11 protein-coding genes are annotated in these 14710 nt (G+C 59.2%); 8 read left to right on the top strand and 3 right to left on the bottom strand.

What is annotated here, in order from left to right; all coding sequences use genetic code 11:
• Positions 1-35 precede the first annotated feature (35 nt).
• Complete coding sequence (locus DVA43_RS06175) at positions 36-1181, bottom strand: extracellular solute-binding protein (protein ID WP_114314931.1); 1146 nt, start codon at positions 1179-1181, stop codon at positions 36-38.
• A 34-nt stretch (positions 1182-1215) separates the two neighbouring features.
• On the bottom strand, positions 1216-2199 hold the full coding sequence (locus tag DVA43_RS06170) for an ABC transporter ATP-binding protein (protein ID WP_114314930.1): 984 nt from the start codon (positions 2197-2199) through the stop codon (positions 1216-1218).
• A 150-nt stretch (positions 2200-2349) separates the two neighbouring features.
• On the opposite strand from DVA43_RS06170, the gene DVA43_RS06165 reads away from it, so the two are divergent.
• The gene (locus DVA43_RS06165; RefSeq protein WP_114314929.1) at positions 2350-3108 is read left to right on the top strand and encodes an MBL fold metallo-hydrolase; all 759 of its coding nucleotides are present in this window, start codon (positions 2350-2352) and stop codon (positions 3106-3108) included.
• Positions 3105-4133 carry a LacI family DNA-binding transcriptional regulator gene (locus DVA43_RS06160; protein ID WP_114314928.1) on the top strand — a complete coding sequence of 343 codons (1029 nt, stop codon included), beginning with the start codon at positions 3105-3107 and terminating at the stop codon, positions 4131-4133. The genes DVA43_RS06165 and DVA43_RS06160 overlap by 4 nt, the downstream gene beginning before the upstream one ends.
• Here DVA43_RS06160 and DVA43_RS06155 read toward each other — a convergent pair.
• Positions 4130-5623: an MFS transporter gene (locus tag DVA43_RS06155; RefSeq protein ID WP_114314927.1), complete on the bottom strand. Its 1494-nt coding sequence runs from the start codon at positions 5621-5623 to the stop codon at positions 4130-4132. The genes DVA43_RS06160 and DVA43_RS06155 overlap by 4 nt on opposite strands.
• Positions 5624-5738: 115 nt before the next feature.
• On the opposite strand from DVA43_RS06155, the gene DVA43_RS06150 reads away from it, so the two are divergent.
• From DVA43_RS06150 to narI, 6 genes are all read left to right on the top strand, one after another.
• Positions 5739-6314, top strand: coding sequence for a TetR family transcriptional regulator (locus DVA43_RS06150; protein ID WP_103822004.1), 576 nt, complete (start codon positions 5739-5741; stop codon positions 6312-6314).
• 198 nt (positions 6315-6512) lie between these two features.
• Positions 6513-7904 (top strand): NarK family nitrate/nitrite MFS transporter, encoded by a 1392-nt coding sequence (locus tag DVA43_RS06145; RefSeq protein WP_114314926.1) that lies wholly within the window; start codon positions 6513-6515, stop codon positions 7902-7904.
• 66 nt (positions 7905-7970) lie between these two features.
• Entirely contained in the window at positions 7971-11711 is a 3741-nt protein-coding gene (locus tag DVA43_RS06140; RefSeq protein ID WP_114314925.1) for a nitrate reductase subunit alpha, read from the top strand.
• Positions 11708-13252 (top strand): nitrate reductase subunit beta, encoded by a 1545-nt coding sequence (narH, locus tag DVA43_RS06135; RefSeq protein ID WP_114314924.1) that lies wholly within the window; start codon positions 11708-11710, stop codon positions 13250-13252. Before DVA43_RS06140 ends, narH begins: the two co-directional genes overlap by 4 nt.
• Positions 13252-13947 carry a nitrate reductase molybdenum cofactor assembly chaperone gene (gene narW, locus DVA43_RS06130; protein WP_114314923.1) on the top strand — a complete coding sequence of 232 codons (696 nt, stop codon included), beginning with the start codon at positions 13252-13254 and terminating at the stop codon, positions 13945-13947. The genes narH and narW overlap by 1 nt, the downstream gene beginning before the upstream one ends.
• Positions 13944-14624 (top strand): respiratory nitrate reductase subunit gamma, encoded by a 681-nt coding sequence (gene narI, locus DVA43_RS06125; RefSeq protein WP_103179651.1) that lies wholly within the window; start codon positions 13944-13946, stop codon positions 14622-14624. The genes narW and narI overlap by 4 nt, the downstream gene beginning before the upstream one ends.
• Positions 14625-14710: the final 86 nt, after the last annotated feature.

Raw genomic sequence — 14710 nt, 5'->3', positions numbered from 1 at the left:
GTGCCTGGCAATATTCTGCCAGGCACGCCATACCCTCAGTTCGAAACCTGGCTCTCGTAACCTTCTTTGATAGCGTCAAAGTAGGGTTTGAGAGGGAAACTTTTGCCATTCTGCGCTAAGGTTTCCGGTGAAATTTCCGCAAAGAGCTTCTGCCACGTCGCATCGTCCAGCGCCCCTTTCACATATTTCGCGTCGATGCCCGGGTACCAGTTAAATTGCTTCACGATCCCCTCAGCCTGAATCTCCGGGCTGGTCGCCAGCTCGATAAACTCCTGCGCCAGTTTTGCCTGGGTGGCTTTGGCCGGGATGACGTAATACATTGGCTGCCCCGGCATACCGGGTGCGATTAAGGTCAGCTTGATGGACGGCGGCAGCTTGCCCTGATCTTTCCAGCTGTAGAACATATCCACCCATACCGGCCCCATAGCGATTTCGCCTCGGCTGAGCATATCCAGCGTCCCGGCATTGCCCGGCGTAAAGGTGATGTTTTTATTAAATGCTTTCAGCTTCGCCCAGGCCGGCCCCCACTCTTTTTCAACCCCTTTATCATATGGCAGCGCGGTAAGGCGCTCGGCTGGCGTACCGTAGGCGTAGATCCAGCCCACCACAAAGCTCACGCCTGACATACCGTTTTTGATGCCGTTATAGCCGAAGGCTTTGGGATTTTTTTCCGACCACTGCACCAACTCATCATAAGATTTCGGCGGAGTGGTGATGAGGTCGCTGTTGTAAGCCATCGCCGTCTGGCTCAGGAACATAGGCATCACGTAGCCGTCAACGTTGACCCCTAGCGCGTTTTTGACGTTCTCTGCGGTGGTCATGGTGCCGGTTTTCACCGCCTGACGGTAATTCTCAAGCAGCCCTTTCTCTACCAGCTGGCCGCCTGCGGCCTGATGGACCACCGCCACATCTATATCCCAGCTTTTCGCGCCGCTCTGCGCCTGCGCCGTCAGCTTTTCAACGATCTTATTCGATCCGGCATCGCCGGGCCCGGTGCCGACCACCTGCACTTTTACTCCCGGATGGGCGGCTTCAAATTTTGGCCCCAGCCAGGTTTTGACGTAATCCACCATATTCTGGTCCCCGGCGGTGGCCACGTTGAGTACCGTTTCGGCATGCGCAGCGTGCAGGCAGCCCAGATAAAGTGCGGCAGTGATAGCCATTTTTGTTTTTACGGACATGAATGATACCCAGAAAAGTGTGTGTCGGTTGGCATTACAAAGCAGGTTCAAAGGCATGGAGCGCAGCATCAGGCACATGCAGCACCACCGGCGAACGGTCAGGCCAGCATGTTGCGGAGTCTGCGAGTAAGATCTTTCCACCACAGCGCACGCTGTGCCGGTAGTGATGACCCAAGAAGGCACTCTCCTCAACAATCCCTTCGAGGGTTAATCCTCCCGGTGCGAGCGGCAGTGCGGCATGCATGGCGATATCGGCGCTGCGAAAATAGAGCGTTCTCCCCTGCCCGTTATCAGGGGTAATGCAGTTATCCGCCCCCATAAAATCGGCGACAAAAGGCGTTGCCGGGCGGTGGTAAATTGCCTCAGGGGTGCCGATCTGTTCGATGCGACCGTTATTGAGCACGGCAATTCTGTCGGCCATCACCAGCGCTTCCTGCTGGTCGTGAGTGACGATCAGCGAGGTGAAGCCGAGTCGCTTTTGTAGCGCTTTGATCTCATGGCGCACATTGAGGCGCACTTTGGCATCCAGGTTCGACAGGGGCTCATCAAGCACCAGCACATCCGGTTCAATTGCCAGCGCCCGGGCCAGGGCAACCCGCTGACGCTGACCGCCAGAAAGGGCCGTCACCTTTATTTCCGCATAACCTTCGAGGTTAATTATTTTTAATAGCGCCTGCACCCGACGGGTTATTTCCTCTTTTTTAACGCGACGGACTTTTAATCCGTAACCGATATTTTGCGCGACCGTCAAATGCGGCCACAACGCATAACTCTGAAACACCATGGTGATATTTCGCTGCTCCGGGGAACTGTGGGTGATATCCCGGCCATTAATCGCCACGGTACCGGAGTGCACGGGTAAAAAACCGCATAACGCATTGAGCAGCGTCGTCTTTCCACAGCCAGAGGGGCCGAGAAGCGCGATCATCTCACCCTTGCCGACCGCCAGATGGATATCGTGAAGAACAATATTATTCCCGTAGGCAACTTTCAGTTTATCTATTTGCAAATAACTCACGCACGATCCCTTAATTCTTTCACGTCGCCGATGAACACGTGTTCATTTCTTTGTAAAAAAAACGCAACGTTCCAGCGCCATTATGTGCGCCTACTGTGTCGTCTGTTTGTGACAATTTGATTAAGTCCGCAAAATTTTTGGTGAGGCGAAATGAAAATAGATATTCTGGGTTGCGGCAGTGCTTTCTCCCTGCTGAATAATACGTCGGCAATCCGGGTCATTGATAACGCGGGCTATCAGTTGCTGATTGATTGCGGGCCAACCATTCCCCGGGCGTTATGGCAGCGGGGACTGGAGGTGAACGACATTGATGCCCTCTTTTTCACCCATATCCATCCGGATCACTGCACCGGACTGACGGCGCTCCTTAACCACTGGAAAAGTTTTCAGCGAACGAAACCGCTGATTATCTGGTCGCAGCCTGCCCACCGCCCGGCACTGCTTCAGCTGGCAAACCTCGCGAACTGGCCGGAAAGCGGGCTCTGCTTTGCTATCGACTGGCGCGACAGCACGCCGGAGTGGCGCTGGCAGAACTGGCTCCTGCGGACCGCCTTTACCCATCACGAAATCCCTAACCTGGCCCTGCGGATTGAGGCGCCGGGCGCTACCCTGTTTTATAGCGGTGATGGCCGCCCGACCCCGGAAAGTATTGCCCTGATGGCGGGAGCCGATCTGGCCTTTCAGGAGTGCGCCTCGGCAACAGCGCTGCCCGACGATGCCTCGCATGGCGATTTCCCCGACTGCCTGGCGCTCTTCACCCGGCTCAAACTGCCTGCGCTGGGCCTCTATCATTGCCACGACTGCGCCCGCCCCATCCTGGCACAGGCCTGTCAGCCCCACCCTGGTCTGTTCGTTAGCGAAGAGGGTATGACCTTCGAGCTGCCCCTTCGCCGGGGAGAAACGCGGTGAGCGACGCGCCTCGCAAGCAGGCGGTGACCGCCGAGGATGTGGCGAGAAGAGCGGGCGTTTCCCGCGCCGTTGTCTCCCGCGCCCTGAGCAGCAACGGCAGCATCTCCCCCGCCACCCGGGAAAAGGTCTTACAAGCCGCCCGGGAGCTTGGCTATCAGGTGAATTTTCTCGCCCAGGGATTGAACCGCCAGCGCAGCCAGCTCATTGGGGTGATCGTCGCCCGCATCGGCGATCCCTTTCGCAGCAGCCTGCTGGAGGGATTACTGCATGAGATCCAGCGGCGCGGCTACCAGGCTCTGGTGAGCGAGATCACCGGCGAGGAGGATCTGGTTAACACTCTGCGACGCTTCACCCAGTTTCGCGTCTCCGGGGTAATTGTCACCTCAGGCAGGCCGCCGGAGGCTATCGTGAATGAGTGCGTCAGCCAGCAGATCCCGGTGGTCGGTATTAACCGCCCTCCCGACATGCCGTGGGTGGATTTTATCTGCTCAGATAACCAGCGCGGCGCACAGCTGGCCGCCGAACAGCTCTGGCGCGCCGGGTGCCGTCGCTTCGGCTGGCTTAATCACCCGGCCTCCACCTGGGCGGGCATGATGCGGGGCGAGGCATTTGTCCATGCGCTGCAACAGCTGGGGGTAGACACCCTGCGCCAACTCAGCTGGCTCGCCGCCCCGACAGAGGGTTACGATGGTGGACTGGCGGCAGCCCTGGGTTATCAAGGCGAGTTGCCGGAGGGGATTTTCTGCGCCAATGCGCAGCTGGCCTGCGGGTTTCTGGACGGGATGCGCCAGCGGGGCAAATCGGCCCCGAATGATTTTCATCTGATTGGCTTCGATAACACGCCGCAAAGCGGTCAGTTAAGCTATCAACTGACCACGCTGCATCAGGATGTCGCCGGGATCGCACGCCGCGCGCTGACGCGTCTGCTGGCGCGGGCGCAAAACCCGCACCAGCCTTCGCAGGTGGAGTGGGTGAATGTGGAGCTGGTTTACCGACTCACCTCCCCCCGGCCCGAAGGGGCTTAGCCCCCGTCGCGCGGCGCCTTCGCCAGGCTAAACCAGATCCCGACGGCCAGCAGCAGCAACATCCCGCCTGCGCTGCCCAGCGCCACGCTGTGCGAGGTGATAAACGCCGTTTTCGCGGCCTCAATCACCAATTCAGCAAGGGTTGGCGGCAGATCCTGCGCAACCTTCACCGCCTCGCCGATGGAGGAGGACGCGTGCTCCGCCAGGCGGGCATTCAGCCCCTGCGGCAATTCAATAGACGCCGAGAAACTGCGGGTCAGCAGCAGCCCGAAGATGGCAATTCCCAGACCGGCGCCCAGCTCATAGGACATGGTTTCAATCGCCCCGGCAGCGGCGGCTTTCTCTTTTGGCGCGGCGGCCATAATGGCCGAGGTCGAGGCCAGCAGCGCGCTCGCCGCACTGAAGCCCAGCAGCACCATCAGGCTCCAGGCCTGCCACTGCTGGGTGCTGAAGTCGAGCATCGACAGGCCAATGAAGCTGAGCGCGCTCAGGCCCATGCCGCCGGTCGCCACGATCCGCAGACCCAGACGCCCGACCAGCACCCCGGCGATCGGCCCGCTGAACCCACTGGCGACCATCACCGGCAGCATAAACATCCCCGCGTCAAAGGGAGTGAAGCCGTGGACAAACTGCAGCTCCTGGGCCATCAGCAGCTCAAAGCCCACCAGGGCGATCATCGCCGTCATCGCCATCACCACCCCGCTTAAAATAATGCGATGGCCGAACAGCCGCAGGTCGATCATCGGCGTGCGGGCGCGAAGCTGAATGCGGACAAATGCCAACAGCATCATTGCCCCGGTCAGCAGTGTCCCCGCCACCAGCCACGGCGATATCGCCCCTTTAAGCGCGGTTTTGGCGCTGTAGACCAGCAGCAAAATCGCCACAATCAGCATCAGGGCATGGGTGATGTTAAGCGGCTGCTCGGGTCGGCCCTGCTGGGCGGGCACAAAACGCGCCGCCAGGGAGACCACCAGCAGCACAATGGGGACGTTGATTAAAAACACCGCGCCCCAGTAGAAGTGCGCCAGCAATATGCCGCCAATCAGCGGGCCGAAGGCCGCCCCGCCAGATCCCACCGCCGCCCAGACGCCGAGGGCAATATTACGCCGACGCGCATCCGGGAACAGGGTGCGGATCCCGGCGAGGGTGGCGGGAATGATCATCGCCGCCCCGATGGCAAGCAGCGCCCGCGCCGCAATCAACCACCCGGCGGAGGGCGCAAACGCCGCCGCCAGCGACGAGAGACCGAACAGGCTACTGCCCAGGATCAGCAGGCGTTTAAACCCGATACGATCCCCAAGCGCCCCCATTGGCAGCACCATCCCGGCCATCACCAGCGAATAGATATCAATGATCCACAGCAGTTCGTTGCCGCTGGCATCCAGGGTCATGCTGAGCGTCGGCGCGGCAACGTGCAGCACCGTGGCGTCAATTGCGACCGGGATATAGACCAGCACAATAATCACTAACGCTAACCACTGACGAAACATAACTTTCCTTATTTGACCAAACCTGGACACATGTCCAGATTGCGATCCTACGTAAAGTTGAACGCATGTCCAGCTTTTTGTTACACTGGTTATCCCCCAGTTGAGAGTGAAAAAAATGAGCTATCTGAGCAAGGATGAACGGCGGGAGGAGATCCTGCAGGCGGCGATGCGCGTGGCGCTGAGCGAAGGCTTTACCGGGATGACCGTCAGACGTATTGCCGCCGAAGCAAAAGTGGCGACCGGCCAGGTGCACCACCACTTTGCCTCCGCGGGTGAATTAAAGTCGCAGGCCTTTATCCGCCTGATCCGCGCCCTGCTGGATGCTGAAATAGTCGCGGAAAATGCCAGCTGGCGCGAACGCCTGCATGCCATGCTCGGCAGCGACGACCGCAGTTTTGAACCCTACATTCGCCTGTGGCGTGAAGCCCAGCTGTTAGCCACCCGCGATGCCGAAATAAAAGGCGCGTATGTGTTAACCATGGAGATGTGGCATCAGGAGACGGTAGCCATCATACGCGCGGGTGAACAGGCGAAAGCCTTTAATCTGAAAGACAGTGCTGAGAACGTCGCCTGGCGGCTCATTGGCCTGGTCTGCGGGCTGGACGGGCTCTATGTGTTATCCATGCCGCAGATGGACGATGCCGCATTTAATCAGCATCTTGATACGTTAATTACCCTCGAGCTGGGCTAATCATCAACATCTCTTAACTGTTACGATTTGTAACACAATAAGCGAACCCACTTCTCCCTTCTAAACTCATGGGTTCGTTTTTTATATCTATCCTTTCAGAAGACTCCCAAAAACATCTAATAATCTCTCACCAAAAATTCAGGTCTCTGCCTGAATGACTTTCTCTTTCTGCCATTTACGGATATGCAAGAGGGTAACATGTCACAACAAGTTGAGAAGAATAATCCTTATCTGTTAAGCAACTGGAAACCGGAAAACGCCGCATTTTGGGAAAATAAAGGTAAGAAGATTGCGCGACGAAATTTAGTTATTTCGGTTGCCTGTCTGCTGCTGGCATTCTGCGTCTGGATGTTATTTAGTGCGGTGGCGGTCAATCTGAATAAGGTGGGTTTTAATTTCACGACCGATCAACTGTTTATGTTAACCGCCCTGCCTTCGCTCTCTGGGGCAATATTACGCGTTCCCTACTCCTTTATGGTACCCATATTCGGTGGCCGTTACTGGACGGTATTAAGCACCGTCATTCTGATTATTCCCTGCGTCTGGCTGGGTATTGCGGTGCAAAATAGCGCTACCCCCTATTCGGTATTTATTATTATCGCCCTGCTGTGCGGTTTTGCCGGTGCCAACTTCGCCTCCAGCATGGGCAATATCAGCTTTTTCTTCCCCAAATCGAAACAGGGCAGCGCGCTGGGCATTAACGGCGGGCTGGGCAACCTCGGCGTCAGCGTGATGCAGATGGTGGCCCCGGTGGTGATCTTCCTGCCGATGTTTACCTTTCTCGGGGTACACGGCGTGCCGCAGGAGGATGGCTCGTCCCTGTTTCTGGCGAACGCCGCCTGGATCTGGGCCCCGCTGCTGCTGCTGGCAACCGTTGCCGCCTTTTTTGGCATGAACGATATCGCAAGTTCAAAAGCAACCATCGCCAGCCAGCTGCCGGTGCTCAAGCGTCTTCATCTGTGGCTGTTGAGTCTGCTCTATCTGGCGACGTTCGGCTCGTTTATCGGCTTTTCCGCGGGGTTCGCCATGTTGTCGAAAACTCAGTTCCCGGACGTTAACATCCTGCATCTGGCCTTCTTCGGCCCGCTGATTGGCGCGCTGGCCCGCTCCGCTGGCGGCGTGATCTCCGACAAGCTCGGCGGCGTGCGCGTCACGCTGGTGAATTTCATCTTTATGGCGGTGTTTACCGCCCTGCTCTTCCTTACCTTGCCAGGCTCCGGTTCCGGCAGCTTTACCGCCTTCTATCTGGTGTTTATGGGGCTGTTCCTTACCGCCGGGCTGGGCAGCGGCTCGACCTTCCAGATGATCGCTGTCATCTTCCGGCAAATCACCGTCTATAGAGTGAAACTGCACGGCGGCACGGAGGAACAGGCGCAGAAAGAGGCAGTTACCGACACCGCGGCCGCGCTGGGCTTTATCTCGGCCATTGGTGCCGTGGGCGGGTTCTTCATTCCCAAAGCCTTTGGCACCTCGCTGGCGTTAACCGGCTCCCCGGTGGGGGCAATGAAGGTCTTCCTGGTGTTCTACATCGTCTGCGTGTTCGTCACCTGGCTGGTGTATGGCCGTCGGCAAAAGCACGTCAAATCATAACGATATTCAATATTTTGTGAGCAGTGTAACCCCGGGGTGGTGCGTCGCCCCGTCAGGAGAAATGTCATGAGTAAATTGTTGGATCGCTTTCGTTATTTCAAACTCAAAGGCGACACCTTCGCCGATGGACACGGTCAGGTGATGCACACCAACCGCGACTGGGAAGACAGCTATCGCCAGCGATGGCAATACGACAAAATTGTGCGATCCACCCACGGCGTGAACTGTACCGGCTCCTGTAGCTGGAAAATCTACGTCAAGAACGGGCTGGTGACCTGGGAAACCCAGCAGACCGACTATCCTCGCACCCGTCCCGACCTGCCGAACCACGAGCCGCGCGGCTGCCCGCGTGGGGCAAGCTACTCCTGGTATCTCTACAGCGCCAACCGCCTTAAGTATCCGCTGGTGCGCAAGAAGCTGATTGAGCTGTGGCGCGAGGCGCTGGGCCAGCACAGCGATCCGGTGCTCGCCTGGAACGCCATCCAGAACGACCCGCAAAAGCGCCAGAGCTATAAGCAGGCCCGCGGCCACGGCGGCTTTGTCCGCTCAAACTGGAAAGAGCTGAACCAGCTTATCGCCGCGGCTAACGTCTGGACCATCAAATACTACGGCCCAGACCGGGTGGCGGGCTTCTCGCCCATCCCGGCGATGTCGATGGTCTCCTACGCCGCAGGCACCCGCTACCTCTCCCTGCTGGGGGGCACCAGCCTCAGCTTCTACGACTGGTACTGCGACCTGCCGCCTGCGTCACCCATGACCTGGGGCGAGCAGACCGACGTACCGGAATCCGCCGACTGGTACAACTCCAGCTATATCATCGCCTGGGGATCGAACGTGCCCCAGACCCGAACCCCGGACGCCCACTTCTTCACCGAAGTGCGCTACAAAGGCACCAAAACCATCGCCATCACCCCCGATTTCTCAGAAGTGGCGAAACTCAGCGACCAGTGGCTGGCGCCGAAACAGGGCACCGACAGCGCCTTAGCCATGGCGATGGGCCACGTGATCCTGAAAGAGTTCCATATCGATAACCCGAGCGACTACTTCCTCAACTACTGCCGCCGCTATACCGATATGCCGATGCTGGTGATGCTCGATCCGCGGGAGGATGGCAGCCTGGTGCCGGGGCGAATGCTGCGCGCCTCCGACCTCGCCGACGGGCTGGGTGAAACCAATAACCCGGAGTGGAAAACCGTCGCCTATACCACCACCGGCGATCTGGTGGTGCCGAATGGCTCTATCGGCTTCCGCTGGGGCGAAAAAGGCAAATGGAACCTCGAGCCGCTGGCGGCAGGCCAGGAGACGGAACTGGCGCTCTCTCTGCTGGGCACCCACGACAGCGTCGCCGGGGTAGCCTTCCCCTACTTTGGCGGCAATGAGAACCCGCATTTTCGCAGCGTGAAGCAGGAGCCGGTGCTGGTGCGCCAGCTGCCGGTGAAAACGTTGACCCTTGCCGATGGCCGCCAGCTGCAGGTCGCCAGCGTCTACGATCTGATCCTGGCGAATTACGGCCTCGACCGCGGGCTGGAGGATAACCTCGCGGCCAAAGATTACGCCGAGATCAAAGCCTACACTCCAGCATGGGGAGAGCAGATCACCGGCGTACCGCGTCGTCATATCGAGCAGATCGCCAGGGAGTTTGCCGACACCGCCCATAAAACCCATGGCCGGTCGATGATTATCCTCGGCGCCGGGGTGAACCACTGGTATCACATGGACATGAACTACCGCGGGATGATCAACATGCTGGTCTTCTGCGGCTGCGTGGGAAAAAGCGGCGGCGGCTGGTCACACTATGTCGGCCAGGAGAAGCTGCGCCCGCAAACCGGCTGGCTGCCGCTGGCCTTTGCCCTCGACTGGAACCGCCCGCCACGGCAGATGAACAGCACCTCGTTCTTCTACAACCACGCCAGCCAGTGGCGCTATGAGAAACTCACCGCCCGGGAGCTGCTCTCCCCGCTGGCGGACGCCTCGAAGTTCACCGGCCATCTGATTGATTTTAACGTGCGCGCCGAGCGGATGGGCTGGCTGCCCTCCGCCCCTCAGCTCAACCTCAACCCGCTGCACATTAAGGCTCAGGCCGATGCGGCTGGCATGTCGCCCCAGGAGTACACCGCCCAGGCGCTGAAATCCGGCGATATCCGTATGGCCTGCGAGCAGCCGGACAGCGGCAATAACCACCCGCGCAACCTGTTTGTCTGGCGATCGAACCTGCTCGGCTCCTCCGGCAAGGGGCATGAGTACATGCTCAAATACCTGCTGGGCACCGAAAACGGCATTCAGGGCGACGATCTGGGCACCACCGATGACGTGAAGCCGGAAGAGGTGGAGTGGCAGACCGCCGCCATTGAGGGCAAGCTGGATCTGCTGGTGACGCTCGACTTCCGCATGTCCAGCACCTGCCTCTTCTCGGATATTGTCCTGCCCACCGCCACCTGGTATGAGAAAGACGATATGAATACCTCGGATATGCATCCGTTTATTCACCCCCTTTCCGCCGCGGTCGATCCGGCCTGGGAATCCCGCAGCGACTGGGAGATCTACAAGGGCATCGCCAAAGTCTTCTCTGAGGTCTGTGTCGGCCATCTGGGCACTGAAACCGACGTGGTGTTGCAGCCGTTGCAGCATGACTCCCCGGCGGAGCTCTCCCAGCCCTTTGACATCGCCGACTGGCGCAAGGGCGAATGCGATCTGATCCCCGGTAAAACCGCGCCGAACATTGCCGTGGTGGAGCGTAACTACCCGGACACCTACGAGCGCTTTACCGCCCTCGGCCCGCTGCTGGACAAGCTCGGCAACGGCGGGAAAGGCATCTCCTGGAACACCCAGGATGAGGTCGATTTCCTCGGCAAGCTCAACTACGTTAAGCTCGACGGCCCGGCGAAAGGCCGCCCGCGCATTGAGACGGCGATTGACGCCTCCGAGGTGATCCTCGCCCTCGCTCCGGAAACCAACGGCCAGGTTGCGGTCAAAGCCTGGGAAGCGTTGGCGGAGTTCACTGGGCGCGAACACAGCCATCTGGCGCTGAACAAGGAGGACGAGAAGATCCGCTTCCGTGATATCCAGGCCCAGCCGCGCAAAATCATCTCCAGCCCCACCTGGTCCGGCATTGAGAGCGAGCATGTCTCCTATAACGCCGGGTACACCAACGTCCACGAGCTGATCCCATGGCGCACCCTCTCCGGGCGTCAGCAACTGTATCAGGATCATCTCTGGATGCGCGCCTTCGGCGAAAGCCTGGTGGCCTATCGTCCGCCGATTGATACCCGCAGCGTCAGCCATATGCGCGAGATCCCGCCGAACGGCTTCCCGGAGAAGGCGCTCAACTTCCTGACTCCGCACCAGAAATGGGGCATCCACTCCACCTACAGCGAAAACCTGCTGATGCAGACCCTGTCGCGCGGCGGGCCCATCGTCTGGATGAGCGAAACCGACGCCCGGGAGCTGGGCATTGAGGATAACGACTGGATAGAAGCCTTCAACGCCAACGGGGCGCTCACCGCCCGGGCGGTGGTCAGCCAGCGCGTGCCGCCGGGGATGACCATGATGTACCACGCCCAGGAGCGCATTCTGAACATCCCCGGTTCGGAAGTGACCGGACGGCGCGGCGGCATTCATAACTCTGTGACCCGCGTCTGCCCGAAACCAACCCATATGATTGGCGGCTACGCCCAGCTCGCCTACGGCTTTAACTACTACGGCACCGTAGGCTCCAACCGCGACGAGTTCATCATGATCCGCAAAATGAAAAACATTAACTGGCTGGATGGCGAAGGTAACGACCAGGTACAGGAGGCGAAAAAATGAAAATACGCTCACAGGTCGGCATGGTGTTAAATCTCGACAAATGCATTGGCTGTCACACCTGCTCGGTGACCTGCAAAAACGTCTGGACCGGGCGTGAAGGGATGGAGTACGCCTGGTTTAACAACGTCGAAACCAAGCCGGGCATCGGCTACCCGAAAAACTGGGAGGACCAGGAGGTGTGGCAAGGCGGCTGGATCCGCGGCATCTCCGGCAAGCTTACCCCGCGGCTGGGCGGCAAGCTGGGGGTGCTGTCAAAAATCTTCGCTAACCCGCAAATGCCGCAGATCGACGATTACTACGAGCCCTTTACCTTCGATTACCAGGATCTGCATCGGGCCAAAGAGAGCGAACATCTCCCCACCGCCCGTCCCCGCTCGCTGATTGACGGCAAGCGCATGGATAAAATCAAGTGGGGGCCAAACTGGGAGGAGCTGCTGGGCGGCGAGTTTGAGAAACGCGCCCGGGATCGCAACTTCGACCGGATGCAGAAGGAGATGTACGGCCAGTTCGAAAATACCTTCATGATGTATCTCCCGCGCCTGTGCGAACACTGTCTGAACCCGAGCTGTGCGGCGACCTGCCCGAGCGGGGCCATCTACAAGCGCGAAGAGGACGGCATTGTGCTGATCGACCAAGACAAATGCCGTGGCTGGCGTTTGTGCATCAGCGGCTGCCCGTATAAGAAGATCTACTTCAACTGGAAGAGCGGAAAATCGGAGAAATGCATCTTCTGCTATCCGCGTATCGAATCGGGCCAGCCTACCGTCTGCTCGGAAACCTGCGTCGGACGCATCCGCTACCTCGGCGTGCTGCTCTATGACGCAGACCGCATTCAGGAGGCGGCCAGCACCGAGCATGAAACCGATCTCTATGAACGTCAGTGCGACGTGTTCCTCAATCCGAACGATCCGGCGGTGATTGAAGAGGCGCTGAAACAGGGCATCCCCCAAAACGTGATTGATGCTGCCCAGCGCTCCCCGGTCTATAAACTGGCGATGGACTGGAAGCTGGCCCTGCCGCTGCACCCGGAATACCGCACCCTGCCGATGGTCTGGTATGTTCCGCCGCTGTCACCGATCCAGTCTTACGCCGATGCCGGTGGCCTGCCGCAGACCGACAGCATCCTCCCCGCGGTGGAAAGCCTGCGCATTCCGGTGCAGTACCTGGCGAACATGCTCAGCGCGGGCGATACCGGCCCGGTACTGCGCGCCCTGAAACGCATGATGGCGATGCGCCACTACAAACGTTCCCAGACCGTGGAAGGCGTAACAGATACCCGCGCCATTGAGGAAGTGGGCCTGAGCGTGGAACAGGTAGAGGAGATGTACCGCTATCTCGCCATCGCCAACTACGAAGACCGCTTCGTGATCCCGACCAGCCACCGGGAAATGGCCCGGGACGCCTTCCCGGAGCGCAACGGCTGCGGCTTTACCTTCGGTGACGGCTGCCACGGCTCCGACACCAAATTCAATCTGTTCAACAGCAGCCGCATCGACGCCATCAACATCACCGAGGTGCGCGAACATGGGGAGGGAGAGTAATGCAGATCCTCAAAATTATCGCCCTGCTGATTGAGTACCCGGACGAGGCGCTGTGGGAGAGCCGCGACGAAGCGCTCGCCCTGGTGGCGCAGGACGCCCCGATGCTGCTGCCGTTTGCAGAGCACTATCTCAACGCCCCGCTGCTTGACCGGCAGGCGGCGTGGTGCGAAGTGTTCGAGCGCGGGCGCGCCACCTCGCTGCTGCTGTTCGAGCACGTGCATGCTGAATCCCGGGATCGCGGCCAGGCGATGGTCGACCTGATGAACCAGTACGAGCAGGCCGGCTTGCAGCTCGACTGTCGCGAACTGCCGGACTATCTGCCGCTCTATCTGGAGTATCTGAGCATCCTGCCCGAGGCGCAGGCGCAAGAGGGGCTGCAGAACGTGGCGCCGATCCTGGCGCTGATTGGCGGGCGATTAAAACAGCGGGAGGTGGCACAGTATCAGCTGTTCGACGCCCTGCTGAAATTCGCAGGCAGCAAGCTATCCAGTGACAGTGTCACGCAGCAGGTGGCAGGTGAAAAACGGGATGACACCCGCCAGGCGCTGGATGCGGTCTGGGAAGAGGAACAGGTGAAGTTTATTGAAGATAACGCCACGGCCTGCGACAGCTCGCCGATGCAGCAATATCAACGACGCTTTAGCCAGGACGTTGCGCCCCAGTACGTGGACGTCAGCGCCGGAGGCCCAAAATGACACACCATCTGAACGTCTTTTTCTTCGATATTTACCCCTACATCTGCGCAGCGGTCTTTTTCCTCGGCAGCTGGTTGCGGTATGACTACGGCCAGTACACCTGGCGCGCCTCCTCCAGCCAGCTGCTGGATAAGCGCGGCATGAACTGGGGCTCTAATCTGTTCCATATCGGCATTCTGGGAATTTTCTTCGGCCACCTGTTCGGGATGTTAACCCCGCACTGGATGTACGCCTGGTTTTTGCCGATGGCGGTGAAACAGCAGCTGGCAATGATCGCCGGGGGGATCTGCGGGGTGCTGACGCTGATTGGCGGCTCGATGCTGCTCTACCGCCGCCTGTTTAACCAGCGGGTGCGGGCCACGTCGACCACGCCGGATATTGTCATTATGAGTATATTGCTGACCCAGTGCGTGCTCGGCCTGACGACCATTCCGTTCTCGGCGCAGTACCCGGACGGCAGTGAGATGCTCAAGCTGGTGGGATGGGCCCAGGGGATTGTCACCTTCCGCGGCGGCTCATCGGAGATGCTGAGCGGCGTGGCCTTTATTTTCCGCGTCCATCTGGTGCTGGGGATGACCATTTTCCTGATCTTCCCTTTCACCCGGCTGGTCCACGTCTGGAGCGCGCCGTTTGAGTATATTACACGGCGTTATCAGCTGGTGAGATCCCGACGATAACCTCACCCACGCCGGGTGGCGGCTTCGCCTTACCCGGCCTACAAAAGCGCACCACACCGTAGGCCGGGCAAGCGCCAGCGCCGCCC

Source organism: Leclercia sp. W6, assembly GCF_003336345.1.
Lineage (GTDB): Bacteria > Pseudomonadota > Gammaproteobacteria > Enterobacterales > Enterobacteriaceae > Enterobacter.
The sequence above is the reverse complement of the archived record's forward strand: the minus strand, read 5'-3'. Positions and strand labels throughout refer to the sequence as shown.